Source organism: Pedobacter sp. GR22-6 (genome assembly GCF_037402555.1).
GTDB lineage: Bacteria > Bacteroidota > Bacteroidia > Sphingobacteriales > Sphingobacteriaceae > Pedobacter.
The window spans coordinates 176,631-202,659 of the sequence record NZ_JBBEUC010000005.1 but is presented as its reverse complement, the minus strand read 5'-3'; the positions used below and the strand labels follow the sequence as shown (position 1 = coordinate 202,659).

26 protein-coding genes are annotated in these 26,029 nt (G+C 46.2%); 9 read left to right on the top strand and 17 right to left on the bottom strand.

Annotated elements, in window-relative coordinates:
* Window positions 1–123: 123 nt before the first annotated feature.
* Window positions 124–2,712 carry a phosphoenolpyruvate carboxylase gene (locus WAE59_RS21545; RefSeq protein ID WP_337858059.1) on the top strand — a complete coding sequence of 863 codons (2,589 nt, stop codon included), beginning with the start codon at window positions 124–126 and terminating at the stop codon, window positions 2,710–2,712.
* A gap of 54 nt (window positions 2,713–2,766) precedes the next feature.
* Here WAE59_RS21545 and WAE59_RS21540 read toward each other — a convergent pair whose 3' ends face one another.
* The 8 genes from WAE59_RS21540 to WAE59_RS21505 form a co-directional block, all read right to left on the bottom strand.
* A complete protein-coding gene (locus tag WAE59_RS21540; protein ID WP_337858058.1) occupies window positions 2,767–3,015 on the bottom strand; it encodes a DUF6952 family protein in 249 nt (82 codons plus the stop codon).
* Window positions 3,012–3,323 (bottom strand): thioredoxin family protein, encoded by a 312-nt coding sequence (locus tag WAE59_RS21535; protein WP_337858057.1) that lies wholly within the window; start codon window positions 3,321–3,323, stop codon window positions 3,012–3,014. The genes WAE59_RS21540 and WAE59_RS21535 overlap by 4 nt, the downstream gene beginning before the upstream one ends.
* An 18-nt stretch (window positions 3,324–3,341) precedes the next feature.
* Complete coding sequence (locus tag WAE59_RS21530; RefSeq protein WP_337858056.1) at window positions 3,342–3,974, bottom strand: peroxiredoxin; 633 nt, start codon at window positions 3,972–3,974, stop codon at window positions 3,342–3,344.
* Window positions 3,975–4,136: 162 nt separating this feature from the next.
* The gene (locus tag WAE59_RS21525; RefSeq protein ID WP_337858055.1) at window positions 4,137–5,300 is read right to left on the bottom strand and encodes a hypothetical protein; all 1,164 of its coding nucleotides are present in this window, start codon (window positions 5,298–5,300) and stop codon (window positions 4,137–4,139) included.
* Window positions 5,301–5,407: 107 nt separating this feature from the next.
* Window positions 5,408–6,235, bottom strand: coding sequence for a 4,5-DOPA dioxygenase extradiol (gene ygiD / locus WAE59_RS21520; RefSeq protein ID WP_337858054.1), 828 nt, complete (start codon window positions 6,233–6,235; stop codon window positions 5,408–5,410).
* 115 nt (window positions 6,236–6,350) lie between these two features.
* Entirely contained in the window at window positions 6,351–7,157 is an 807-nt protein-coding gene (locus tag WAE59_RS21515; RefSeq protein WP_337858053.1) for a hypothetical protein, read from the bottom strand.
* Window positions 7,158–7,164: 7 nt separating this feature from the next.
* On the bottom strand, window positions 7,165–7,701 hold the full coding sequence (locus WAE59_RS21510; protein ID WP_337858052.1) for a heavy-metal-associated domain-containing protein: 537 nt from the start codon (window positions 7,699–7,701) through the stop codon (window positions 7,165–7,167).
* An 88-nt stretch (window positions 7,702–7,789) separates the two neighbouring features.
* Window positions 7,790–8,188 (bottom strand): HYC_CC_PP family protein, encoded by a 399-nt coding sequence (locus tag WAE59_RS21505; protein ID WP_337858051.1) that lies wholly within the window; start codon window positions 8,186–8,188, stop codon window positions 7,790–7,792.
* A gap of 132 nt (window positions 8,189–8,320) precedes the next feature.
* Here WAE59_RS21505 and WAE59_RS21500 point away from each other — a divergent pair, with 132 nt between their 5' ends.
* From WAE59_RS21500 to WAE59_RS21490, 3 genes are read left to right on the top strand one after another with little or no spacing between them, the layout of a single operon-like run.
* Entirely contained in the window at window positions 8,321–9,010 is a 690-nt protein-coding gene (locus WAE59_RS21500; RefSeq protein WP_337858050.1) for a peptidylprolyl isomerase, read from the top strand.
* A gap of 7 nt (window positions 9,011–9,017) precedes the next feature.
* Window positions 9,018–9,788, top strand: a complete 771-nt coding sequence (locus WAE59_RS21495; protein ID WP_337858049.1) for an exodeoxyribonuclease III — start codon at window positions 9,018–9,020, stop codon at window positions 9,786–9,788.
* Between the two features lie 3 nt (window positions 9,789–9,791).
* Window positions 9,792–10,760: a formimidoylglutamase gene (locus WAE59_RS21490; RefSeq protein ID WP_337858048.1), complete on the top strand. Its 969-nt coding sequence runs from the start codon at window positions 9,792–9,794 to the stop codon at window positions 10,758–10,760.
* A gap of 166 nt (window positions 10,761–10,926) precedes the next feature.
* On the opposite strand, the gene WAE59_RS21485 is transcribed toward WAE59_RS21490, so the two are convergent.
* From WAE59_RS21485 to WAE59_RS21450, 8 genes are all read right to left on the bottom strand, one after another.
* Window positions 10,927–12,687, bottom strand: coding sequence for an OmpA family protein (locus WAE59_RS21485; RefSeq protein WP_337858047.1), 1,761 nt, complete (start codon window positions 12,685–12,687; stop codon window positions 10,927–10,929).
* A gap of 65 nt (window positions 12,688–12,752) precedes the next feature.
* Window positions 12,753–13,313, bottom strand: coding sequence for a 5-formyltetrahydrofolate cyclo-ligase (locus tag WAE59_RS21480; RefSeq protein WP_337858046.1), 561 nt, complete (start codon window positions 13,311–13,313; stop codon window positions 12,753–12,755).
* 107 nt (window positions 13,314–13,420) lie between these two features.
* Window positions 13,421–13,981 carry an elongation factor P gene (gene efp / locus WAE59_RS21475; RefSeq protein ID WP_337858045.1) on the bottom strand — a complete coding sequence of 187 codons (561 nt, stop codon included), beginning with the start codon at window positions 13,979–13,981 and terminating at the stop codon, window positions 13,421–13,423.
* A 157-nt stretch (window positions 13,982–14,138) separates the two neighbouring features.
* Entirely contained in the window at window positions 14,139–14,753 is a 615-nt protein-coding gene (locus WAE59_RS21470) for an ABC transporter ATP-binding protein (protein WP_337858044.1), read from the bottom strand.
* A gap of 3 nt (window positions 14,754–14,756) precedes the next feature.
* The gene (gene lpxA / locus WAE59_RS21465; protein WP_084238270.1) at window positions 14,757–15,542 is read right to left on the bottom strand and encodes an acyl-ACP--UDP-N-acetylglucosamine O-acyltransferase; all 786 of its coding nucleotides are present in this window, start codon (window positions 15,540–15,542) and stop codon (window positions 14,757–14,759) included.
* Entirely contained in the window at window positions 15,539–16,951 is a 1,413-nt protein-coding gene (locus WAE59_RS21460) for a bifunctional UDP-3-O-[3-hydroxymyristoyl] N-acetylglucosamine deacetylase/3-hydroxyacyl-ACP dehydratase (protein ID WP_337858043.1), read from the bottom strand. Before WAE59_RS21460 ends, lpxA begins: the two co-directional genes overlap by 4 nt.
* On the bottom strand, window positions 16,941–18,017 hold the full coding sequence (gene lpxD / locus WAE59_RS21455) for a UDP-3-O-(3-hydroxymyristoyl)glucosamine N-acyltransferase (RefSeq protein WP_337858042.1): 1,077 nt from the start codon (window positions 18,015–18,017) through the stop codon (window positions 16,941–16,943). Before lpxD ends, WAE59_RS21460 begins: the two co-directional genes overlap by 11 nt.
* Window positions 18,018–18,136: 119 nt before the next feature.
* On the bottom strand, window positions 18,137–19,360 hold the full coding sequence (locus WAE59_RS21450) for an HD domain-containing protein (RefSeq protein ID WP_337858041.1): 1,224 nt from the start codon (window positions 19,358–19,360) through the stop codon (window positions 18,137–18,139).
* A gap of 105 nt (window positions 19,361–19,465) precedes the next feature.
* Here WAE59_RS21450 and porX point away from each other — a divergent pair, with 105 nt between their 5' ends.
* From porX to WAE59_RS21430, 4 genes are all read left to right on the top strand, one after another.
* Window positions 19,466–21,019, top strand: a complete 1,554-nt coding sequence (gene porX, locus WAE59_RS21445) for a T9SS response regulator signal transducer PorX (protein ID WP_337858040.1) — start codon at window positions 19,466–19,468, stop codon at window positions 21,017–21,019.
* Between the two features lie 2 nt (window positions 21,020–21,021).
* Window positions 21,022–21,438, top strand: a complete 417-nt coding sequence (gene tsaE, locus WAE59_RS21440) for a tRNA (adenosine(37)-N6)-threonylcarbamoyltransferase complex ATPase subunit type 1 TsaE (protein WP_337858039.1) — start codon at window positions 21,022–21,024, stop codon at window positions 21,436–21,438.
* A 67-nt stretch (window positions 21,439–21,505) separates the two neighbouring features.
* Window positions 21,506–22,735 (top strand): alanine dehydrogenase, encoded by a 1,230-nt coding sequence (locus WAE59_RS21435; protein ID WP_337858038.1) that lies wholly within the window; start codon window positions 21,506–21,508, stop codon window positions 22,733–22,735.
* A 1-nt stretch (window position 22,736) separates the two neighbouring features.
* The gene (locus WAE59_RS21430) at window positions 22,737–23,417 is read left to right on the top strand and encodes a M15 family metallopeptidase (RefSeq protein ID WP_337858037.1); all 681 of its coding nucleotides are present in this window, start codon (window positions 22,737–22,739) and stop codon (window positions 23,415–23,417) included.
* Here WAE59_RS21430 and WAE59_RS21425 read toward each other — a convergent pair.
* Window positions 23,412–24,731, bottom strand: coding sequence for a D-alanyl-D-alanine carboxypeptidase/D-alanyl-D-alanine-endopeptidase (locus WAE59_RS21425; RefSeq protein WP_337858036.1), 1,320 nt, complete (start codon window positions 24,729–24,731; stop codon window positions 23,412–23,414). The genes WAE59_RS21430 and WAE59_RS21425 overlap by 6 nt on opposite strands.
* Window positions 24,732–24,773: 42 nt before the next feature.
* Here WAE59_RS21425 and WAE59_RS21420 point away from each other — a divergent pair, with 42 nt between their 5' ends.
* The gene (locus WAE59_RS21420) at window positions 24,774–26,015 is read left to right on the top strand and encodes an aspartyl protease family protein (protein ID WP_337858035.1); all 1,242 of its coding nucleotides are present in this window, start codon (window positions 24,774–24,776) and stop codon (window positions 26,013–26,015) included.
* Window positions 26,016–26,029 lie beyond the last annotated feature (14 nt).

Here is a 26,029-nt window from a genome sequence, read left to right as displayed (position 1 = left end):
ACCTTTGTATGTCTAAATTAGTGATTTCCCCTCAAAAAAACAAAATTTAAATTAATCCCAGTACGCAGGTCGTTTTTTTAGCTGATTTTTGGTAGCTTAAGGGCTTCAAATTTTCCTTAAAAAATGATGCAGAAACAACGCGCAAAAGGCCAGAGAGAATCCGTATTCAACAACGAAGTAGTTTCCAGGTTCGAACTTTACAATAGCCTTTTCCTTACCCTTCCGTTCTACAAGATCAAAGACACAGGCACCTTACTGCCGCTATTTATCAAATTCTGTGAAGAAGGCATTCATCAGCATGAAACCCCGGCAGAGATCATCAATGCGTTTTTTAAGAAATACACCCAGACCAATGCCACTAAAGATGTCATCGATCTGCTGTTCCGCTTTATTCAGTACATTGAACGCCAGGTGGTGTTATTTGATGCGATTGAAGATGCTTCTTTCAATAAACTCAATGCAGATGATGAAGAAAACGCCCTGCTTTCTTACCTGAAAAAAGGGGTGGACAACCATGCACTGAGCGACAAGATCGAGAAACTGATTGAAGATTTCTCGCTGCGGCTGGTACTCACAGCACACCCGACACAGTTCTATCCGGGCAGTGTGCTTTCCATCATTACCGACCTGACCTCGGCCATTAAAAACAATGAAATTTCAAATATCCACCTGCTGCTGCAACAACTGGGAAAAACGCCTTTCTTCAATAAGAAGTCGCCAACACCGGTTGATGAAGCACTGAGTCTGGCCTGGTACCTGGAAAATGTATTCTATTTTGCTGCAGCCAATATCCAATCGGGCGTAGACAAAACCCTGAATGAGTACAGTCTGGAACCTAAAAAGGTAATTGAGCTGGGATTCTGGCCTGGGGGCGACAGGGACGGCAATCCAAACGTACATGCAGACTCTACCATACAGGTTTCCAAAATGCTGCGTCAGATCCTTTTCCGCTGCTATTACAGGGATTTCAGGAACCTGAAACGCCGCATCACCTTCAGGGGCGTGGAAGATTCCGTAGCATTGGTACACGACATTCTGTATCAGAATGCTTTCGATTCCAACATCGATATGGAAAACATTTCCTGCGATGTGATTGGTCACCTGAACGACATCAAAACTACCCTGGACAACGACCATGATGGCCTCTTCGTAGACCTGGTTTCCGACCTCATCCGTAAAGTAGAGTTGTATGGCTGTCACTTTGCTTCCCTTGACATCAGACAGGACAGCAGGGTATTAAGAGCTGTACATGCTTATTGCAGACAAAGCAAACCCATTGTATCTCTTTTCCCGGAAAACTACGATGAATTGTCCGAACAGGAGAAAATCCAAACACTTTCCTTTAAAAGCGCAAAACTTAGTTATGAAGGAAAGCCCGACTCCCTGACAGAGGACACCTTACAGACCATTGCAGAAGTAAAACAGATCCAGCAAAGCAATGGCGAACTGGCCTGCCACCGCTTCATCATCAGCAATTGCCAGCAGGCAAGTGATATCCTGCAGCTGATCGAACTGTTCCTTTGGAATGGCTGGGACGAAAACGATCTGAGCATCGATTTTGTACCGCTCTTTGAAACAGTACATGACCTGGCAGGGGCTTCCGAAATCATGGAAACCCTGTATTCGCACCCATTCTATAAAAAACACCTGGAAAGCCGCGGCAACAAACAGGACATTATGCTGGGCTTCTCCGACAGTACTAAAGACGGAGGCTACCTGATGGCCAACTGGTCAATCTTTAATGCCAAAGTGAGCCTGACGGAAACCGCGAACAAACACAACATCCAACTGGCCTTCTTTGACGGACGCGGCGGACCTCCTTCACGTGGGGGTGGTAAAACACACCGCTTCTATGCTTCCATGGGCAAAGAGATCGCCAATAAAAACATACAGCTTACTATACAGGGACAGACCATCAGTTCACAATATGGATCGATAGATAGTGCAGAGTTCAACATTGAACAGCTCATCAATGCAGGTATTTCAGCGGGCATCAGGGAAAAGCACAACATCCTTTTGGATCCTGTACACAAGAACCTGCTGGATGAAATGGCGGAGGACAGTTTTGAATCTTTTGTCGCCCTGCGTAAACATCCTTTGTTCTTAAGCTATCTGGAGAAATTCTCTCCACTGACATTATTGTCGAAAATCACGATCAGCAGCCGCCCGGTGAAAAGAAATTCGGGTGGGGCGCTGAAGCTGGAAGACCTCCGCGCGATTAGTTTTGTAACGGCCTGGAGCCAGTTAAAACAGAACATCCCGGGTTTCTATGGCGTCGGAACAGCTTTGAAAAACCAGGAAGATAAAGGCAACTGGGATAAGGTCGTAGAAACCTATAATGAATCCGGGTACTTCAAGACCATCGTGGAGAACTGCATGATGTCCATGAGCAAATCAGATTTCGCGATCACGGCACATTTCGTAAACGACAAGGACTACGGACAGTTCTGGCAGGTCTTGTTCGATGAATTTGAGCTTTCTAAACAGATGTTATTAAAGCTTTCGGGCCAGGAGGCACTCATGGAGAATTATCCCGCAGAGAAGCGCTCAATTGCCGTCAGAGAGAAGATTGTACTGCCGCTGGTATTGATCCAGCATTACGCATTAGAGCAGCTCCAGGGCGAGCTTTCGGAGACCGAGCAGGCTTCCTACGAGAAGCTGGCCATCAGAACGGTTTACGGAATTGTAAATGCCGGCAGGAACCTGGCTTAATCAGAAATAAAAAAAGCGACCCTAGGGTCGCTTTTTTTATTTAGGCCATTACGACTATCTGTCTATAGAACCCATTACCTTTTGAGAAAATGCATTCAGTGCGTCTTTCTCTGTGGCCCCAGCTTTCACATCGGCATGTACTTCCAATGCGCCGCAGATATTGGTGATCAGCTCACCCGCCATATCGATTTCTGCTTCATGTACTCCCCTGAACTCACAGAAGGCTTCCAACACATTTAAAGTTGCTTCAAGGTCTTCTGTTGTGCTGCTCTGAAACAGCTGTCTGATTACTGGTATCTTCATGACTTGATCTGATCAAATAATCCGTTCAACACTTCTGCTTTATTGGTCTGCACCTGCCCTACCAAAACTCCGCCTTCAAAAGCAGCGAATGTCGGCAGGTTGTCCACGTTCGCCAGTTTACGGGAGTCAGGGAGTTTTTCAGCATCCACAATCAGGAAAGCGACTTCCTCATTCTCGGCAGCCAGCTTCTTGAATTTTGGTTTCATGATCCTGCAGTTTCCACACCAGGAAGCCGCATATTGCACCATGACCTTGTTGTTTTCAGCAACATATTGTTGAAGGTTGTCTTCTGTTAATTCTAAAAACATACGTTTCCTTTTTTTAAATTAGTTTGCGCTCAGGTATTCTGCTACGCTGTTTCTGTTTGCATTCATGGCTTCTTTTCCTTCTTCCCAGTTCGCAGGGCAAACCTCACCATGTGTCTGAACGTGTGCATAAGCATCGATCAAACGCAAATATTCTTTAACATTACGTCCTACCGGCATATCGTTTACACTTTCGTGGAATACTTTTCCTGTCTCATCAATCAGGTACGTAGCCCTGAAAGTTACATTGGAACCAGAGAATGTTTCGTTTCCTTCTGCATCATAATCTACATCCTGCTCTACAATACCCAGGATGTTTGCCAATTGTCTGTGCGTATCAGCCAGGATCGGATAAGTCACACCTTCGATACCGCCATTGTCCTTTGCCGTGTTCAACCAGGCGAAGTGAACTTCGTTGGTATCGCATGAAGCACCGATCACGATGGTATTTCTTTTTTCAAACTCAGGCAGGGCAGCCTGGAAAGCATGCAATTCTGTAGGACAAACAAAAGTGAAATCTTTTGGATACCAGAACAATAAAACTTTGCTCTGTTTGTTTACTGCTTCTTCAAATACATTGATCTTCAGATCATCGCCCATCTCTGACATTGCATCGATGCTCACACTCGGGAACTTTTTACCTACTATTGCCATAATTATAATTGTTTTATGTTTTTTATTCTGCGGCAAATGTACGGCAAGCGAAACTGAAAAGCAACGAATTCACACGCATCCCGAATACTTAATCTTGATAGGCGAATAGCTTTTATCTATAATCTTTTCGAAAAACTTAGTTTTAATCTATTAAATCTACCCTTACCTCAGGACTTTTCCAGTCTTGTCGAAAGTCATGTTAAATGGTTTCAGGTATTGATTCACCAGCACGGCAAACTCTCTTCTGGAAACCACTCTTTTCTCTTCAAATTCAGTATTGAAATGATAGGCTTTTTTCCAGTTCTTCTTGACTTCGGCTGTCGTATTCGCCAGAGACACTCCGCCTACATAAGCGATCATGTCCAATGTTGTCGACAGGCTCATGTCTTTACCCTTGTGGTCATCAAACCAGATCTGGGCTTTGTAATAGAAGGATTTAACAGGTTCCCTGATTTCTTCCATGGTTACGGGACGGTCAGGCCTGAAATAGGCCGTGCCATTCGTCAGTTCGGCTTTCAGGAAGCCGGACATGCCAACCATTTGGATGGCCCGCCAATTGCTATCGGCTGGGGTGATGTCTGCAAATGGCAGCAATGACAGCTTGTAATTGAGCAACTCTCCCTGGATGACCTTCAGCTTGGCTTCCGAGGTTTTGGTTTTAAAAAAAGCCGCGTAGGCTGCTGTCGCACCTGCTGCCTGTCCAGCTGCAAGGCTTTCATGTTCCGGATCGAGCAGCACCAGGTTTTCCTGACCGGGCAGCATCAAAGCGGAGAAAGTCAGCACATTCGCAGAGCTGTTCCCGATCGCTTTTCCGGTAGCAACACTGGTTCTGTACATAAAATCGTCATACCCAAAGGCCTTCCATTGCCTGGTTATTTTTGGCAATTGGAGATCAGCACTGAGTTTCCCACTATGCTCAGCATGCACCAATACGACTGCTTTAATTGATTTTCCGCCCATCAGTTCCAGGTTCCAGCCTCCTCCCGAACGTTTGATCTTGATCCAGTCTGTACCCCGCACAATTGTCAGGTTCTTTAGGGTGTCTGTCCAGGTCTTCAGCGTAACCGCAGCTGAGCTGTGGCTTTCAGCCATCCTTTTCTGTAACTCGGCCGAAATTCCCGAGGGAAGTTCGTCTGGCGTGGCCATCACAAAGCCAGGATTGGGCAGGAGCAATACGGTTTTGGCCCCGGATACTGCCGACTGAATGCTCGCCGCGATGGCATTACTCCCATTCCCGATGACCAATACGCCCGTCTTTGTCGTCTGTGCTTGTCCCAACTGAACCAACAACAGTGATGCGCACACCAAAAAAAATCCCCTTATCATTTTTAACATCGATTTAAACCGCAATATCCTTTATTGCAAGCTATTTACGTTATAAAAATAACAAAGGAAATTTAATTTAACCTTTTTTAACAAAAAGAGGGAGAGGCTCAGCCAATCCTCACAGAGGTCATCGTCAGTGAACCTCCAATGGCCTTATCATTGAAAAGGGAAATCGGCTCTTTTTCCTGCTTTAAGCCCAGGGTATACATCAGCGGCAGATAGTGCTCTGGCGTTGGAATGGCCAGCATCGCTTCTTTGCCCAAACTCTGGTAATTCATCAGCGGGCGATGATCATTATTCAGGATCAGTTCTTTGAATTTATCATTGATCTGCAGCGCCCAGTCATAACCTCCACCGTTCATCATCGGCCAACTGATCATACGTAAGTTATGCACCATGTTGCCACTACCCAAAATCAGCACGCCTTTTTTCCTGAGCTGATAGAGTTCTCCTGCAAGTCCATAATGATAGCGGGCATCTTTGGTATAATCAATACTCAGCTGAAGTACGGGAATGTTGGCCTCGGGATACATGTGCCTGACGACCGTCCAGGCTCCATGATCTAAACCCCAGTCGTGGTCCAGTCCCACAACTGTACTGTGGACCAGCTGCGCAGTTTCTGCAGCCAGTGCAGGATTTCCGGGTGCCGGATAGGCAACGTCGAAAAGTTCCTGGGGAAAACCACCAAAGTCGTGAATGGTCTGTGGAAAATCCATTGCAGTAATGTGCGTCCCTTTGGTAAACCAGTGCGCCGAAACTACCAGAACAGCAGCGGGCTGAGGGATATCCTTTGCGATAGCCGCCCATTGTGTGCTGAACTCATTGTCTTCAATTCCATTCATGGGAGAACCATGCCCGATGAAGAGCACGGGCATCAGGTAATCCTGCTCGGGCAGCTTGCTGGTAAAAGTATTGAACTGAGATAAAGCCGACATAACGTTACATTAAAGGAGGATGCCCTCTCAGACATCCTCTGGTGAACGATTTAACAGTGCTAAATTACTTCGCTTTACCGCTCAATTCATTGACTTATGGTAAGAAACGCAGGCGCTATTTGAGCACACTAAAAAAGTTAAACTCTACACGGGCCAGGTACATGTTCTTGTTGTAACGCCCTGGAAGGTTTCCCGCCACTTCAAAACGGTATCCGAGGTCAATCCTCGTCCTGCTGTTGATGATCACCTGTACCGCAGGGGCGAGATCCAGGTATGACCTTCCATTTTCCGGATTGGTCTTGCCCAATGCCTCGAAATACAAATTGAAATTTGGTTGCTTATAGTCCTTATACACAGAAGGCAGCAGCAGGTATCCTGAGGACAGGCTATATCCCAGAAGCTGGTCCGGAGCTGGCATGTGGTGTTCCTGCTTGTCCAGATCTTTGAACGATTTGGTATAGCTCAGCGTTCCTGAAAGTGCCAGCTTGTGCAGCAACTGGGTAACGACCAGGCCTGCCTGAACGCCGCTGTTGTCACCTTCGAGGTTGATGTCCTGCGTATAGGTAGGCCGGTTACTGGTACTGATGCGTCCAAAAGCAGCAGCTCTGAAATGACTCTGCGCCTCATCCACCGACAAAAACCGGTACTTTGCATACAGGCTTCCGCCTTCTACACGGTACCGGCCATCCATATCAGAAGCAAAGCCCTGTGCATGGATCATAAAATTCTTATTGAACCCGATCATCAGTTCCGGAATGAACCGGTTGGCAAAGTCCGGATTAAAGAAGCCCTCACTGGTCAGCCGTATGCCGATTGATTTCGACGGCATATTACTTGCCGGTTCTGAAAAGACATACAGCTCCTGTGATTTGACACTGCCGGCCAATAAAGCCAGCAGCGTCAATAACTTGAAAAACTTCATAAAAGGATTAGATCGTTAAATGATAAATTCTTGTCTTTTTACCATTTACAGTGCCTGCTCCCGAAGCGTAGCTCTCGGTTTTATATTGCGCAGCCGCTTTCTTAAAGGCCGATCCGGAGATGAAATCTTTATCTACCACATTGGCCTTCACCGGTCCGTTCAGGGTTTTTCCCTTGGTGTTCAGGAATTTATAGACATTGCTGCCGACAATGGCCTGACCATTGTCATCCACTTTAGTATTGCTAAAATTGAACACAGCGGTCAAATTCCCGACGGAGAATCCCGCGTCCTGTACTTTGTTCTTGATCTGATCGATGTTTACGCCTTTATCTTTTTTGAAGTCAATGACAAACACATTCCTGTTCAGATCGGGTTTAATGGCTTCAATAAAATCCAGTGTCCGCAATGATTTCTCTGTGGCCTGCGAACACATTGAGCAGGTGAGCCCGGTTACTTGCAGTTCAGCAGATGAGATTTGTTGTGCAGAAACTTTGCCTGCAGCCAGTAAAATAAAAAATATGCTTAATAATTTGATCGTTTTCATGTAAATCGTTTTTAACCGTAAAATAAATTGTCAATAAAAAAGCCGCTACAGGTTAGTATAACCCATACGGCAACAATTCATTCCTGGTCTAATTCCTGAAAACGCAGTGGTAAAGGTGCAGCGCGACGACTGCGGAAAGCGGCGGAGCTTTATTCTCTGCCTTACGGAACAAACGGCTGAAGGTACCCTTAATCGAATGGCTTAGCGCCGGTCCTAAAAATAGCTCCAGGCTAAAATTTTGAGGCAGCTTTACTTTAAGCCCGGCTTCATGACTGTCCTTTACCTTCACATCTACGGAAGTATCTTTGCAGCAGTCATGTGCCTTTTTTACTTTATTTTCACCCTTACAAGCTCCACATCTGGCCTGTTCGATCAGCTTCACAGCAGAAAGCTTTCCTCCGCAAAAATGCATATTCACAGCAATCCCGATCACGGTGATCAGGTAAAAGGCACATAAGGCCATCGCTATTTTCTGCTGCAGTTTCATTCCAATACAAAACTAAACAATAAATCGCATAAACAAAGCCCTGCTTGTAGCTGCAACGTAAAATAATTGATAGGCCGGGCGGGTTTGCTACTCACATTTTTAACTTAACTTAGCAGGCATTAAATCAAAAAAATGAACCGCATCTTTACCTTTATCCTCTGCTTTTGCTGCCTTAGTGCCTTTTCTGCAAAGCCTAAACATCAATACATCCGAATCAAAACCGGCAAGGGTGAATGCATCATCCAGCTCTACAATGAAACCCCAAAACACCGGGACAACTTCATCAAGTTAACCAAATCGAAGGTACTCAACGGCACCTTGTTCCACCGCATCATCAAGGACTTCATGATCCAGGGTGGAGATCCTGATTCTAAAAAAGCCATTGCCGGAGCAGAACTCGGAAATGGCACTGTCGGCTATACCATTCCTGCCGAATTCCGAGACAGCCTTTTTCATAAGAAAGGAGCCCTCGGTGCTGCACGGGACGATAATCCGGGAAAAGAATCCAGCGGAAGTCAGTTCTACATCGTACAAGGCAAGAAATTTACGGACGAACAACTCAATACCGTGGAAGAAAAACGCCTGAAATTTAAATTGCCGGAATGGCAGAGGGAAATTTATAAAACCCTGGGCGGCAGTCCGCACCTGGACAGAAACTATACCGTATTCGGCGAAGTGGTCAAAGGTCTGGAAATGGTCGATGCCATCGCAGTAATGGAAAGGGATGCTAAAGACAGGCCACTGGTCGACATCAGCATGACCATCACCCTCTTAAAACGAAGGGAAGCCCGCCGCCTGGAAAAAGAACTCAACATCAAATAACAATAACATGAAAATCATTTCTTATAACGTAAACGGCATCCGCTCGGCCAGCACTAAAAATTTCTTCGGCTGGCTGCAGTCTACCGATGCCGATATGGTTTGCCTGCAGGAAGTCAAAGCCCTGCCCTCCCAGATTCCGGAGATCATTGTCTTGATCGAGCAGCTGGGCTATCACCATTACTGGTTCCCCGCAGAAAAAAAAGGCTATAGTGGTGTTGCCATTTTCAGCAAGATCAAACCCAATCACGTAGAATATGGTTGCGGCGAAGAATGGATCGATAAAGAAGGACGCATTTTAAGGGCCGATTTCGATACTTTTTCATTGATGAGCGTCTACTTGCCGTCTGGATCAAGTGGAGACGAGAGACAGGTTAAAAAGTATGAATTTATGCGCTTTTTTGATCAGTATGTAGGAGAACTACGGAACGAACTGCCAAACCTGATCATCTCCGGTGATTACAACATCTGTCATACCGCCATCGACATCCATAACCCAAAATCCAATGCCAATTCCTCAGGCTTCCTTCCGGAGGAGCGCGAATGGATGCAGTTGTTCCTGGACAATGGTTTCATCGACACCTTCAGACATTTCAACAAGGACCCGCACCATTATACCTGGTGGAGTTTCCGTGCCGGATCCAGGGGCAAGAACCTGGGCTGGCGCATCGATTATCATTTGGCCTCCCTGCCTATGCTGGACCGGCTGAAGAATGTCCAGATCCTGCCCGATGCCGTGCATTCAGACCATTGCCCTGTATTGCTGGAACTTAATCCTTAAGCCATGGATGGGCTTCAGTTCTACTCCCGGGAAGATATCCTTAAGCTGGTCAACCTGCGTGAAGGGGAAAGCAAGCTTGGAGAATGTGTCCAGCTTAGCCAAAACCTGGATGAGCTCTCTTCCAGTACAGCCAGGTTTGTCCTGCTGGGCATCCCGGAAGATATTGGCGTGAGGGCCAATTACGGAATAGGGGGAACTGCGACTGCCTGGCCCGCAGCACTAAAGGCCATACTGAATGTACAAAGCAACCGATTCCTCCAGGGATCTGAATTACTGGTATTGGGCCACATCGCAGTCCATGAGCCAACACATACGGACACAGCCGCGCTGCAGGAAAAGGTTGCTGCGATCGACGACCTGGTTTTTCCGATCATTCAGCAAATTGTTGCTGCCGGAAAAATCCCCATCGTGATCGGTGGTGGGCACAACAATGCCTATCCCATCATCAAAGGAGCTGCACTGGCGAAAAACCGGAGTATCCACGTCATCAATATCGATGCGCATGCGGACCTAAGACCTGCTAATGGCAGACATAGTGGCAATGGCTTTACTTATGCGCTTAGAGCAGGCTTCTTGGCGAAATACGGGCTCTTTGGCCTCCACCAGAACTACAACAATGAAGCAATCTTGCAGGAGGTAGCGGATAATCCGGTCATTTCAGCGATCTTCTTCGAAGAAATGCTCGTCAACTCCAATTTCAAAATCCAGTTCTGGAAAGAACTCTCGGACAATTTTGAGCAGCCAGGACTGGAAATCGATCTCGATAGTATAGAGGGATTACTTTCCAGTGCAGCAACACCTTCTGGGCTGGAACTGAATCTGGTAAGGGAACTGATCCTCACCTCTACTCAAAAATATACTTACCTGCACCTCTGCGAAGGGGCGGTTGAAATGGCCGATGGCCGCAGCGCTCCTCAAACAGCCAAGGCAATTGCCTACCTCATTACGGATTTCATCAGAAACCAGAAATAAAATGAGGGTGTCCGAAAAGGTGCGATTTACTATTCTATGTTTCTCGTCATCCTGAATTTAGTTCAGGATCCCCGCTTGAGCATGGTTTAAATAGCATGTCAGTAGATCCTGAAATAAATTCAGGATGACGTACGTACCTTTTCGGACATCCTCTTTTATTTTTCAATCAATACTTTAACACCTTGATTTCTGTTCTCCGATTCTCCTGATGTATTGCCTCATCACATTCAACACCATTCCCACATTTGTTCAATAAGCGGCTCTCACCATATCCTTTGGCCTCCATCCTGTCCCTGGAAATCCCCTTGCTTACCAGATAATCTACAGCGGACTCTGCCCTTTTCTGAGATAAAACCATGTTATAGGCATCCTTGCCTCTGCTATCGGTATGTGAAGAGAGTTCAATACGCAGGCTTGGGTTCTGCTGCATGACATTCCATACATTATCAAGGATCCTTTTGGCATCCGGCCTGATGAACGACTGGTCGAAATCATAATGGATATTCTTCAGCACAAATACGGCACCGGCATCCAGGTTGCTGATACCCAGTTTTAAGGTTACGTATAGCGTTTTACTCCTGTCGAGCCCCTTAGTACTGATGTCCTCGGTCTGTGAGAATTTTCCAGACTGATTGGCTACCACCTGGTAATCTGAAGCCTGCTCCAGCTGATAGACAAACTTGGCTTCCGCGTCCGAAATCTGGCTCATGTTCTTGTTGCTGGCAGTATTGGTCAGCACCGTACTGATTCCCGGCAGTTTTGCATTGTCATTGGCCCTGATCGTTTCGCCAATCAGCGTAAACCTCGGATCATCATGATAAATCTCCTTATAGATCAGGGACCCGGACTTGTCGAAATCACTTTCCATAATCAGCACTTTTTCAGCAGCAATCCCATTCTTCAGGGCAGAGATCTCGTACTTGCCACGCTGCGCAGCCCTCACTTTATCGGCCTCCCCATTGGCATTGCTGAGGGAGATCTCCTCTTGTCCGGCACGACTGATGACCACCTTCACTCCACTGAGGGCAAGTCCCGTCTGTTTGTCTTTTACCACCACCAAAATGTCTTTAGGCGCAGTATTTATTGGGCTGATAGGGCTTTTTACCACACTGGAAACCGCTTCTTTTTGCTTTTTCGATTGACGTCCAAAGCTAAACCTGATTCCCGCAGCTACGTTTACAGCCTGCACGAAGGTTTTCTGACTAAGGGGTACTTCCTCGTAAAAATCGGAAAGGTTTGTGATCCTATCGTCTTTTACAGCAAAAACATCTGCCGCAGTAATGGCTTTCTTTTCCTGATACCTGAGCACATGAAATTCACTGGAATCTCCGGCAAAGCTTTTTCCAAAGCTCCGTAAATAGTCGGCCTGTAAAAATACCCCCCAATTCGCATTCAACCGGTAGGAGAGGCGAAATCCGCCCAATCCCATCAATGCTTTGCTGATCCGTTTTGGATTATCAGTGTACTGGTTATCGAATAGCCTCAGCGCCGGCCCTACGGCCTGATTGATGTACACCGATTGCTGATATTTAGGAAAGCCCTGGAAGAGTACGCCTCCCCGCAAAAAAGCTTCCAGATCCAGTGAGCCCAAGCTATTTTTATAGCTTGGTCCGATACTCAACCCAATATGTTGGAACGAGGGATGGTTGTCGTAATTCGCTGCGATATAGCCATTGCTGAAAAATACACTGTCGAACTTTCTGATGTTGTGGTTCAAAAACCGGCCGTCAATCCCCAGTCCCCATTTTCCGGCTTTGAAATGATGGTCAATGGCAATCCCGGCATGATACCCCGGTTCTGCCCTGCCGATATTGCCTTTATAAGTGCCCAAAGGCATGCTTAGTCCGCCATAGGCGGAGATTTGCTGCGCCCAGCTGAAGCTGGCGACCAATAGCAAAATACAGGTAAATAGTAACTTTTTCATCATCTTCCTTTCTTTTTTGTGAACGATCTGATCTGATATCAGGAAAGGAAGAGATTTGTTACCCTCTTTTAGAAAAAATAGGTTTTATCAGGCGTCAGGCAACAGTCCATGCGGACATCATGCTCATTGAAATCCTCGATCTGAGCTATGGGTTCAAACAAACTTAGGCCGACTTTAAAAGTCTGGATACCCGACAAAAAGCGGTCATAAAAACCTTTTCCATATCCCGCGCGATAGCCCTTCAGGTCAAATCCCAGCAAAGGAACCAACACCAGATCTACATCTCCTGTATGCAAATGTCCTTTTTCAGGCTCCAAAATTTGGTAGAGGTTCCTGCGTAGGCTTTCCTTGCCTTCATAAATGTAATTCTGCATTAGGGCGGTATCGAAATCTGCTCTTGGCACAATGATCCTGATCTCAGGGTGAAATTCGGCCAACCATTCAATAATCAAAAAGGTATCAGGTTCATTTTTCTCAACGATCGGAAGAAAAATATGGAGCACGCGTACAGCAGAAAGATCGAGGAGTTTAAACTGCGCCAATAATCCCTGACTAAGGAGAGTCAATTGACTGGTAGATAAAGATTTTCTTTGTTCCAGAGCTTGCTTTCTGAGTACCGCTTTTTTCATACGCGGCAAAATAATCAAATCTGCAGAATAGCCCTAAAAAAAGATGGCTTCGGGAACCACTCCGAAGCCACAATCAACCTAAACCTAAAACTAAACTATGAAAATTCTTATTTTACTCTTTCTACGTAATCGCCTGTACGTGTATCAATCTTCACTTTGTCGCCCTGATTGATAAACATCGGCACTTTTATTTCTACTCCGGTTTCTACTGTAGCATATTTCAATGCGTTTGTAGAAGTGTCGCCTTTTACTGCAGGCTCAGAGTAGGTAATTTCTAATTCAACATGTGAAGGCGTTTGCGCCATGATCGGCTCATCACTTTCAAAAGCAATGATCACATTCATGCCTTCCTTCAGGAAGCGGAGACTTTTACCGAACAACAGCTTAGGAATGTTAAACTGTTCGTAGGTATTGTTATCCATTACCACCAGTGCTTCGCCATCTTCATAAAGATATTGGTAATCGCTGGTCTCTACACGGCAAATTTCTACTTCTTCATCAACACGAAATCTGTATTCAACCAATTTTCCGGTTTTTACATTCCTCATTCTGGCCTGGTAGAACGCACGGAGATTACCCGGCGTACGGTGTAGAAACTCTTCTACTTGTACCAATTCTCCGTTAAAACGAAGGATATTACCATTTTTAATGTCTGATGCTTTTGCCATTTTTAGTTGAAATTGAGCCTAAACTTTCGGCCTTTTTTCGTGCCGCAAAGGTAAGACTATAATTTAATTAAACAATAATTATTTTAAAATATTTTTTTCATGCCCTTTAACGCCCTAAATAGGCGCCTTGACTGGGCTTAACAAATATAATTTTTACTTATTTATAATCCTTTATTTGCACGAAATGGTTACAAAAGGAATACTCGAATTCCTGATTTGAGCCTACAATCACTGTTTTTTTTTCGCTGAATGCAGCGATCAGTTCCTGATACCAGGCTAAGCCCTGGGCGTCCAGGTTGGAGCCTGGCTCATCCAGCAGCAGCAGGGGATCTGCGGTACAACAGGCAAGAACCAGCTTCGTCCGCTGCTTCATTCCGGAAGAAAAGTACTTTAAAGGCTTGTCTTCTGAGCTGCCCAGCCCCAACTGCGCCAATACATCCCGCTTGCTCAGGCCAGGGTACAACTGCTTAAACTGAAAATGAAAATCGATGGTTTCCTGGAGCGTAAATTCTTCGATCAGATCGAGGTATGGTGCAGCAAAGCTGACATGCTTATAGATTTGTTCTACTGGAACTTCCTTATCCAGTTGATAGTTGATATGACCTGCTGAGGGCGTCAGATTTCCCAGGATCACACTCAGCAGGGTCGATTTTCCCGAGCCATTTGGCCCAAGAACGGCATATTTTCCGCCAGATTCAAATTGGTAGTTCAGTCCCCGGAAAATCCATTCCTGGTTAAAGCGCCGGCCAATATCATCTAACTTTATGGTCATGAACTAACTTCCTGAACCGAAGCCTTTCATCACTCCCCTATTGGAGTTCCTGATAAAATCAACGATCTCATCACGGATTTCAGTCGGCTTAAATTCAGCTTCGATCATGTCCAGTGCTTTGGTTACATTGTTGTGTTTCACAAATAATACCCTATAAATCTCCTGGATCTCATTAATTTTCTCTGAAGAAAATCCCCTCCTCCTCAAACCAACGGAATTGATCCCTGCATAGGATAGCGGCTCACGGGCGGCTTTCACGTAAGGGGGAACATCCTTTCTCACCAATGAACCTCCGGTAACAAAGGCATGAGAACCTACCTTCACAAACTGGTGGATGGCAACCAATCCGGCCAGTACGACGTAGTTTCCGATCGTAATGTGCCCCGCAAGTGTGGTGCTGTTGGAGAAAATACAGTAATCACCTACTTCACAGTCATGTGCAATGTGCGAATAAGCCTGGATCAAACAATTACTGCCGATCACCGTCTTCCATTTATCTTTCGTGCCACGGTTGATCGTTACACACTCCCTGATGGTGGTGTTGTCGCCGATCTCAGCGGTGGTTACCTCGCCTGCAAACTTCAGGTCCTGGGGCACACCAGAGATCACAGATCCCGGGAAAACCCGGCAATTCTTGCCAATCCTCGCACCATCCATGATCACCACATTAGAGCCAATCCATGTACCTTCACCGATCTCCACATCTTTGTGGATCACTGCAAAAGGTTCAATTACTACATTATCGGCAATTTTTGCCTGCGGATGTATATACGCTAGGGGTTGTATCATGCTGTGGTTTCGTTTTCTTTTACTTTACTAATCTGGGCCATCATCTCGGCTTCAACAACAATTTTCTCGCCTACCATACCTACACCTTTCATCTGTGCGATACCTCTGCGTATGGGCTCCATTAAATCGCACCTGAAAACGATGGTGTCACCTGGCAATACCTGTGCCCTGAACCTTACCTTGTCGATCTTAAGGAAATAAGTCAGGTAATTCCTTGGATCCGGCACCGTGCTCAATACCAGCACGCCGCCGGTTTGCGCCATGGCCTCTATCTGGATCACTCCCGGAAGAACCGGGGCACCGGGAAAATGACCCCTGAAAAATTCTTCATTCATGGTGACATTCTTCACGCCCACAACATGGGTTTTAGAGAGCTCCAGAATTTTATCTATGAATAAAAACGGTTGTCTGTGGGGCAGGATGTCCATAATCTGAACAACGTCATATAATGGCTTCGCTGCCGGATCGTATACCGGTTGTACTTTTTTATTTTTTTCTTTTTTAATGGCTGCTTTGATCTTTTTAGCAAAAGCGACGTTCGCAGCATGTCCAGGTCTGGCAGCCATGATGTGGCCCTTCAGATGCACGCCGACCAGCGCCAGGTCTCCGATCATATCCAGCAATTTATGTCTTGCAGGCTCATTTTGATACCGCAGCTCCATGTTGTTGAGGATGCCCTGTGGCGCCACTTCCATTTCAGCACGGTTGAAGATCTTGGCCAGGTGGTCCAGCTCATCTTTAGTCACTTCTTTATCTACGATGACGATGGCATTATTCAGGTCCCCGCCTTTGATCAGGTTGTTCTGCAACTGGTATTCGAGTTCATGCAGGAAGCAAAAAGTCCTGCAGGAAGCAATTTCTTTTTTAAATTCAGCGATGCTGGAGATTCCGGCATGCTGACTGCCCAAAACAGGTGAATTGTAGTCAATCATGCAAGTGAACCTGTAATCGTCCAGGGGCATGGCCACGATCTCCACCTTTCTATCTGGCTCAGTATAAGTGATGTTGTGGGGGATCTGGAAGTATTCACGGTCTACAGACTGCAACTGCACTCCTGCCTCTTCCAGCGCTTCAATGAACAAAATCGCACTTCCATCCATGATGGGGGTCTCCGGCCCGTCGAGCTTCATCAGCACGTTATCCAGATCCATGCCGACCAAAGATGCCATTACATGCTCCACTGTGCTCACACTGGCCCCGTTCTGGGAAATCGTAGTTCCCCTTGCAGTATCGGTTACATTGTCGCAGTCTGCGTCTACAATAGGGCTGCCCGGCAGATCAGTTCTCTGGAATTTAAAGCCGTGATTTTCAGGCGCAGGACAAAAAGTCAGCGTAACATTCGCTCCCGTATGCAGGCCTACGCCCGTTACAGAAACCTCATTTTTAATGGTTTTTTGCTTAACGTTCATTCTTATTTATCGTACTGTTTTGATCTATTATTGTTTTGAGCTGCGCAATTGTATGTTCTAATGAAGCGATTCTTTTCTCTACGGAAGGCAATTGTTTGAAAATTACTGAAGCCCGCATCCAGTCCCTCAGTGGCTGGGCCGGACTACCGTGCCACTGTTTATTTTCTTCAGAAGTGTTGAAATTGATACCGGCCTGGGCTCCTACCTGTGTCCCCTTAGCCAGGGAAAGGTGACCTGCAATACCTACCTGACCGCCTATTACTGCGCGTTCGCCAAGCTTGGTGCTACCGGAAATCCCCGTCTGAGCTGCAACAACACTATGCTGTCCTACATCTACATTATGGGCAATCTGGATCAGGTTATCCAGTTTTACGCCTTTACGGATAAAAGTAGAACCCATCGTCGCCCGGTCTATTGCCGTATTGGCACCGATCTCCACATCATCCTCGATCACCACATTTCCAATCTGGGCGATCTTGGAATAGGTACCATCTGCCTGGGGGGCAAAGCCGAAACCGTCGCTCCCGATCACTGTATTGCCGTGGATCATCACGCGGTCGCCAATTACGGAGCGGTTATAAATCTTCACTCCCGGATACAAAGTGCAGTCATTGCCAATCCGGGATTCCGGACCGATGTAAACTTGTGCCAGAACGCGGGTATTGTCGCCAATCACTACGTTTTCTGCCACATAAGTAAATGCGGCAATAAAGACATTTTTACCAATCTTTACAGAGGGATGGATAAAACTTGGCTGTTCTATGCCCGATTTGGTATTCTGATTGACTTCATTGTATTTTTTCAGCAGCACAGAAAACGCACTGTAAGGATCTGCTACCCTGATTAACGTACTTTTAACTTCCTCTGTAGGCACAAAATCCTGACCCACGATGACAACCGATGCATTCGTTGAATACAGGTAATTTTCATATTTGGGATTAGACAAAAAGCACAAGGAACCGGCTTCACCGCTTTCTATTTTTGAAAGCTCCTGCACTGTCACATTTGCATCGCCCTCAATGACGCCATTTATAAACTCGCTTATCTGCTTGGCAGTAAATTGCATTTTACAAAGTTATATGTTAAATTGATATGAACAAATAAACCTATTTTGGTTACAAGTACATCCGGAGGATGTAAAAAACTAAAAACGGGATTAAATTTTAATTATTTTGTTAAATTATGCTAAATAATTCTGGGATAGCATAGTATGTGCTTTTTCACTGTTTTGTCTAAAGATTCTAAGTTAGATAAATCTGAGGCTTTTGCAATATCAATCGTGCTATTGTTTTTCAGCAGGATGTTGATATTACTGTTCCCCGCGTCATACGCCCTGTTTCTGATCACATCAGTAAAAACAAAATATTCCAGATCCGGATCGTCCAGTTTCAGGGCCAGGGCAGTATTCTCCCGCAGCATCACTACACGGGCCGGATCAGGCGCCTCATTGCTGATCTCCACCTTGTACAGGTTCCGGTCAGCGAGCATATTGCAAAGCTTCGACAGGATCCTGTCGGAATGCGACCGCCAAACTTTGATCGACGCAAAAATGTCCTGATCGTCCAGCTTGGTAAACATTTCAAGATGTATGTCCGACGAGAAAAAATCAGCTTCAGTCACTTCATTTTGCAGAAAATGCGCCAGCGCAGGTGTAGCAAATAGCTCCGCTCCCTCCGCAGCCAGCATTTTTGCCCGCTTCAGGATTTTCACCAGTACCATTTCCCCTGCCACTACTGTTTTGTGCAGGTAAACCTGCCAGTACATCAGCCTCCTGGAGATCAGAAAATTCTCAATGGAATAAATCCCTTTTTCCTCGATCACCAGGTCATCGTCCAATACATTGAACATCTTGATGATCCGGTCAAAACTGATCACGCCTTCACTCACGCCGGTAAAAAAGCTGTCCCGGTTCAGGTAGTCCATGCGGTCCAGGTCCAACTGTCCTGAAACCAATTGCGCCAGGAACCTTTTGTGGTATTTGCCTTTGAAGATATTGATTGCAGGTGTCAATCGCCCGTCAAATTCCTCATTGAGCTTGTCCATGATCAGCATGGAAATGTCTTCATGCCTGATGCCATTCACGAGGGAATGCTCCAGTGCATGGGAAAAGGGGCCGTGCCCGATATCATGAAGCAATATTGCGATCGTAGCAGCCTCTTCTTCCTCCTTTGTGATCACATGTCCTTTACCCCTCAAAACCTCTATCGCAAGCCCCATAAGGTGCATTGCTCCCAAGGCATGATGGAAGCGGGTATGAAGCGCGCCGGGATAAACCAGGTGCGTCATGCCCAGTTGTTTGATATATCTTAGCCTCTGAAAATACGGATGGGATACCAGGTCAAATAGGATGGCCGACGGGATATTGATAAAGCCATATACCGGATCGTTGATGATTTTCTTTTTGTTCAATCCTTAAAAATAAAATTATACGGTACAAAAATTGCTATTTTTATCCATAGTTAGAAAGAGCAGGGCTTTTTTTGACAAATTATTTTACATTATATAAAAACCAGCATGCAGGAAACCAAAATTCTCTGGGCAGATGACGAGATCAACTTATTAAAACCACATATATTACTATTAAACGAAAAAGGCTACCATGTCACCACCTTTACCAACGGAAATGACGCCCTGGAGGCCTTTGGAAAAACACATTTTGACCTGGTATTTCTGGACGAGAACATGCCCGGAATGAGCGGACTGGAAACATTGTCTGCCATCAAAAATATCAGGAATGATGTTCCTGTAGTCCTCATCACCAAAAGTGAAGAAGAAAACCTGATGGAGGACGCCATCGGATCCAAAATCGACGACTACCTGATCAAACCGGTAAACCCAAAACAGGTGCTGCTCACCATCAAGAAACTCATCGACAATAAACGTCTGGTGAGCGAAAAGACTTCAATGGCTTATCAGCAGGATTTCCGCCGTCTGGGCATGACACTGAATGATAAACTCAGTTATGAAGAATGGGTAGATGTCTACAAGAAACTGGTCTTCTGGGAACTGGAACTGGAAAAACTGGACGATCCGCAGATGCACGAGATCCTGACCATGCAGAAGTCTGAAGCCAATACACAGTTTTCCCGCTTCATCGAAGACCACTACCTCGAATGGGTAAACGGCAAGGGAAAAGCGCCTTTATTGTCAAATGAACTGCTCAAGAAAAAGGTCTTTCCGCTCATCAACAGCACCACTCCGGTATTTTTTATCCTCATCGATAACCTCCGCTACGACCAGTGGCGCATCATCAATCCACTGATTACAGAGTATTTCCGGCTCGACGAAGAGGAAACCTATTCCAGTATCCTGCCTACAGCGACCCAATACGCACGTAATTCCATTTTTTCCGGACTTATGCCCCTGGAAATGGAAAAACGATTTCCCGGCCTTTGGCAAAATGACGACGATGAGGGGGGTAAAAACATGCACGAAGGTGCTTTTCTGAGTGATCAGATCAAACGCAGCCTCAGGAAGGACTGCAAACACAGCTACCATAAGATCCTGACCTACGATGACGGAAAAGCGCTCAACGAGCAGTTGAATAACCTGATGCAAAATGAATTCAACGCCATTGTCTACAACTTCGTCGACATGCTTTCTCATGCGCGTACAGATATGCAGATGATCCGCGAACTGGCCAACGATGATGCCGCCTACCGTTCCCTTACCTTGTCCTGGTTCGAGCACTCCCCTTTAATGGAGCTCATCAAAAAACTGGCACAGAAGAACGTTAAGATCGTACTCACTACCGACCATGGGACCATCAGGGTAAAACATCCGAGCAAAGTGATCGGCGACCGAAATACCAATACCAACCTTCGCTATAAACAGGGAAGAAACCTGAACTACAATGCCAAAGAGGTATTTCTCATCAAAAACCCACATGAGGCCCAGTTGCCAAAGATCAACATCAGTTCGAACTACATCTTTGCCAAGGAAGACCGTTATTTCGTGTACCAGAACAACTATAATCAATTTGTGAATTATTATAACGAGACCTTTCAGCACGGAGGCATTTCCCTCGAAGAAATGATCATCCCTATTGCTACGTACAGCTCCAAATAAATATGAACATCAAAATAAACCAGCTGGCTGATCTGGATGAGGCAGCCAGCGAACTATTGCTTTTTGCAGGCCCGGAAAAGATCTTCATTTTCGAGGGCGACATGGGGGCCGGAAAAACGACTTTTATCAAAGCCATTACCTATGCCCTTGGCGTGAGGGAAACCGTGTCCAGTCCTACTTTTTCCATTGTCAACGAATATGATGCAGAAGGCCGCATCATTTACCACTTTGATTTCTACCGGATCAAATCCATCAGGGAAGCTTACGATATTGGCTACGAAGAGTACTTTTATTCGGGAAACATCTGCCTGATCGAATGGCCGGAAAAGATTGAAGAACTCCTGCCCGATCATTATATAAAGATCAGGATTGAAAGTTTGAGCGAAACCGAAAGAATGCTCTCACTGTCAAAAATTTAAGCAGACTTCCCTGCATTATACCTGTTATTTTTTATTAATTTCAGGCAAAATATCATAATTACCCAAAATGGCTACAGGATTCAGAGAAGGTATGGCCGCCATTGCTCAAAAAGGGCTTATACAACCCAAAGAAGCAATGTCAGAAACGCAGCAAAGAAACAATAGTCTGTACATTGGCATTCCAAAAGAGATCTCTTTTCAGGAAAACCGGATCGCACTTACCCCGCTCTCCGTCGCTTTACTCGTTCACAACGGGCACAAAGTGATCATAGAAAGCGGTGCAGGTGTAGGTGCTTATTTTTCTGATAATGATTACAGCGAACAGGGAGCCATCATTTCTTTTGATAAAAAAGAGGTCTTCAATGCCGACGTGATCGTCAAGATCGCCCCGCCAACCCTGGAAGAGATCGAACTCCTGCACAAAGGACAGACGCTCATTTCGGCACTTCAGATGGGCGGACTGAAAGAAAGCTACCTGAAAGCTTTGATGAATAAAAAAATCAATGCCCTCTGTTTCGAAAATTTGCGCGATGAGGGGGATATCCTCAGCGTCGTCCGTGCAATGAGTGAAATCGTCGGTGCTACCTCTATCTTCATTGCAGCAGAATACCTGAGTAATGTCGCGGGCGGGAAAGGTCTCATGCTCGGCGGCTTTACGGGCGTCCCCCCTACAGAAATCGTCATTCTCGGTGCCGGAACTGTGGGCGAATACGCTGCCCGCACGGCACTTTCACTGGGTGCCGAGGTCAAGGTATTCGACAGTTCTATTTATCGGCTCAGACGACTGCAAAACAACCTGGGCAGCCGTGTATTTACCTCTGTCATGCAACCGATCGTCCTGGAAAAGGCAATCGTAACCTGTGATGTGGTCATCGGCGCCATCCGCGCATCCCATGGACGCAGCCCCTGTATCGTTACAGAAGAGACGGTTAGCCGTATGAAACCAAATTCCGTGCTCATCGACGTGAGCATCGACCAGGGTGGCTGTTTCGAGACTTCAGAGGTAACCAACCACAAAGATCCGGTATTCCGCAAATATGATGTCATCCACTATTGCGTGCCCAATATTGCCTCAAGGGTACCCCGTACCGCATCTTATGCCCTGACCAATATCTTCAGCCCTATTCTTGTCGACATTGGCGATATGGGTGGTTTGATGGGTGTAGTTTGGAACAGGCCCGGAATCAGGGAAGCACTCTACATATATCAGGGACACCTGACGAATAAGGATCTGGCCAATATGTTCAATCTGCCTTACAAAGACATTGAGCTCCTGGCAGCAGCCAACAACCAGTAACATGAAGCTAAAGCTGTTATTTGCCCTTTGCATAACGGCCTTTTATGCCGCCGCCCAGCAAGCAGGTAATCCTTATGGACTGGCGCTTGTCAATACCAGGGAGGCCTACCGGAAATCCTGCCTGGAAAACCCTGACAATGAGCTCCTGGAAATTAAAAAAATCATTCCCAATATCCGGCTGGACATCCGGTATGCCAGCCGCAACAATTTCATGAAGCAGGTCATGTACAGTCAGGCCCGCGCCTTTGCCCGAAAACCGGTGGTCGCGCAGCTCCAAAAAATCCAGAAGGAACTGAACAAAAAGGGCTATGGGCTCAAGATTTATGATGCTTACCGCCCCTATGCAGTCACCTTGTCATTTTACGCAAAAGCCAGCGACAAAAACTTCGTGGCCAATCCCAAAAAAGGCTCCAAACACAATAGGGGCTGTGCGGTAGACCTCACGCTGATCGACCTGAAAACGGGCAAAGAAATCGCCATGCCCACAGCCTACGACAGCTTTGCCCCGGAGGCAGCAGCCAACTACAGCAAGCTTGCCGCGGATATCCTTAAAAACAGAAGCCTCCTGATCTCAGCCATGCAAAGTCATGGTTTCAAAGTCATTCCCAACGAATGGTGGCATTTCGACTTCATCGGCTGGCAAAACTACCCGCTGATGGACATCCCCTTTGAACAATTATAGGCGTTCATGCACGTAAGTGATGATCTTTTCAATCTCCTTCCGCACAGCAGCCGTAGGGCTTACAAAATTATTGTTCATGAAGGAGAAGGCATAGGTCTTGTGCTTTTTTGTCAGCACATAGCCGCTCTGACTGTGGTTGTTGGACAAGGTGCCTGTTTTTCCAAATACAAATGGATCCGTAGTCTTCGGATAGGCATTTTTTAATGTGCCCGACATTCCTCCTGCCGCCAGCATCGCATACAAGCGATTGGGATCACCTACTTCCTTATAGATCATTTCCAGCAATTTAACCAGGTTGTCGGGTGTATTCAGGTTGTACCTGGACAAGCCCGATCCATCTACCCAGACCAGCTTATCGGGCAGGCCGGCCAGGTATTTTTCCTGCACAAAATTCATCAGCTTTGCCGCATTCGTCTCCAGCCCGGCACGGTCCGCACAGACGAGCAACAGCTGCTCTGCAATGAAATTATCGCTTGGGAGCATCATTTCTTTCAGCACGGTATCCCTTTTACTGCTGTAAAGCACCCTGGCCTGTTCGGGCATTTTCCGCCCCAGCAGCTCCACTGGCTTTCCGCAGATTTGGCTCAATAAAGCTAAAGTAGTGGCTGTAGAGACCTTATAAGGTACCCTTTGGAGGTAATCTTTAGGCGGGACCAGGGGCGGATAGCTGAAATGGTTTGCGTTGAATGCCCGGGTCACTTTAAAGGACGTATCCCTGGACAGGCTATCTTTGAACAGGCAGTCTGTAAACAATGCCGGAGATGTCGTCAGAACGCCATTTTCGGTCTTTAAACACACCAGATTATCCAGGATGGGAAGTTCATTGATCTCCGCCTGGTAATCGTCGTTGTAATCGTCCCATTGCCATCCCCTTCCATAGAAATCACCGGTGTAGCGGCCAGCAGCAAAGAACAGCTTTTTTGGGCTGGTTTTGAGAAAATGTATTACGCGGTCCGACTGTAACCTGGTTTGCAACAGGGCCGGATCTCCTGTGCCCCAAAAAATCAATGAATCGCCCTGCTCTACATAACGCAGACCAGGAATAGAATCCCCAATCAGCTTCAGACTGGCATAGAACGTGAGCAATTTGGTATTAGATGCCGGCGTGAAATGCAGGTCGGCGTTCTTACGGAACACCGCCTCATTTTTAGCAAGGTCATAAAGCGCAAAGCCTACATGGTGTTGCTGCAATACCGCCGAGCGTTTGAGCATCCTTCCGATCTTTTGCTCTGTAGAACAGCCTGTCGCACAAATGACCGAGACCAGAAGACCCGCCATTGCAAGGCATTTATTATTTATTCTTGCTTTATACATTCTGACAACTAATTTATTTAAATTAGTTCAAATGAACCGGATATGCGAGCTGTTAATTTTGATTTATTTAGGATCTTTATCGTCTGTCTTGCGCTGCAGTTTTCCATGCCTGACCTTGCAACTGCACAACGGTTTACCTTCCCCGGAAAACGAAAAAGTCAGAATATAAGCTTTGATCTGGTCAGGAACCTGGTGATTGTCCCGCTCTACATCAACGAAAAAGGCCCTTATCATTTCATTTTAGACACGGGAGTAAGTCCCATGATCATTACCGATAGCACCATTCTTCAGGACCTCAGCCTGCAAAAACTCAGGCAGGTAAAGATCAGCGGGCTGGGTAAAGGTCTGGATCTGGATGCCCTACTCTCCAATCAGATCACTGCCCGTATCGGAAAAGCCAGCATCCAAAATATTCCCACCGCAATCCTGAAAGAAGATGTGCTGGGCCTGTCCAACTATGTGGGAACCCGCATCTATGGATTGATCGGCTACCATTTCTTCAATAGTTTCGTCGCAGAAATCAATTACACGGGCCGCCAGTTAAAATTCTGGTTACCAGACCACCATCAAAAAATCAAAGGGGAACCTGTACCCATCGAAATTCTGAACGGAAAACCTTACACGACCGTTAAGGTCAACATGCCGGACCAGGAAAGCTTAGCTGTTAAGGTCGTGATCGATAATGGTGCCAGTCATGCCATTTCCCTGGAAACTTTGCACGACCAGCCTTTTCCCCTTCCCCCGCACTCCATTTCAGCCAATCTCGGAATAGGTCTGGGCGGACCGATCAGCGGCAATATTGGTCGCATACCATCAATAACTATAGGGACTTTCAATCTCGAAAACGTGATATCTTCCTACCCAATCTATGATGATGCTGCCGCAAAAGCACTGTTACTGAACCGAAACGGAAATCTGGGGGCAGAAGTCCTTTCCCGCTTCAATGTGACTTTCGATTACAACAATGACCTGATGTACCTCAGGCGGAATGCAAATTACAAACGACCTTTTAACCACGACATGTCGGGGTTGGAAGTGTACGTGGAAGAAAAGCCACTCAAACGCTATTTCGTTGGACGTGTAGAGCCCGATTCACCTGCCTCAGAGGCCGGCCTGGAAATTGGAGACGAGATCCTGACCATCAATTTCATCAATGCCACAGCCCTCGATCTGAATGACTTTACCCGGTACCTGCGTTCGGAAAACGGAAAAACACTCTACCTGTCCATCAATCGCCTTGGAGATCTGCTGATTAAAACGATTAAATTGAAGAAACGGATATAAATTTTTAGTTTTAC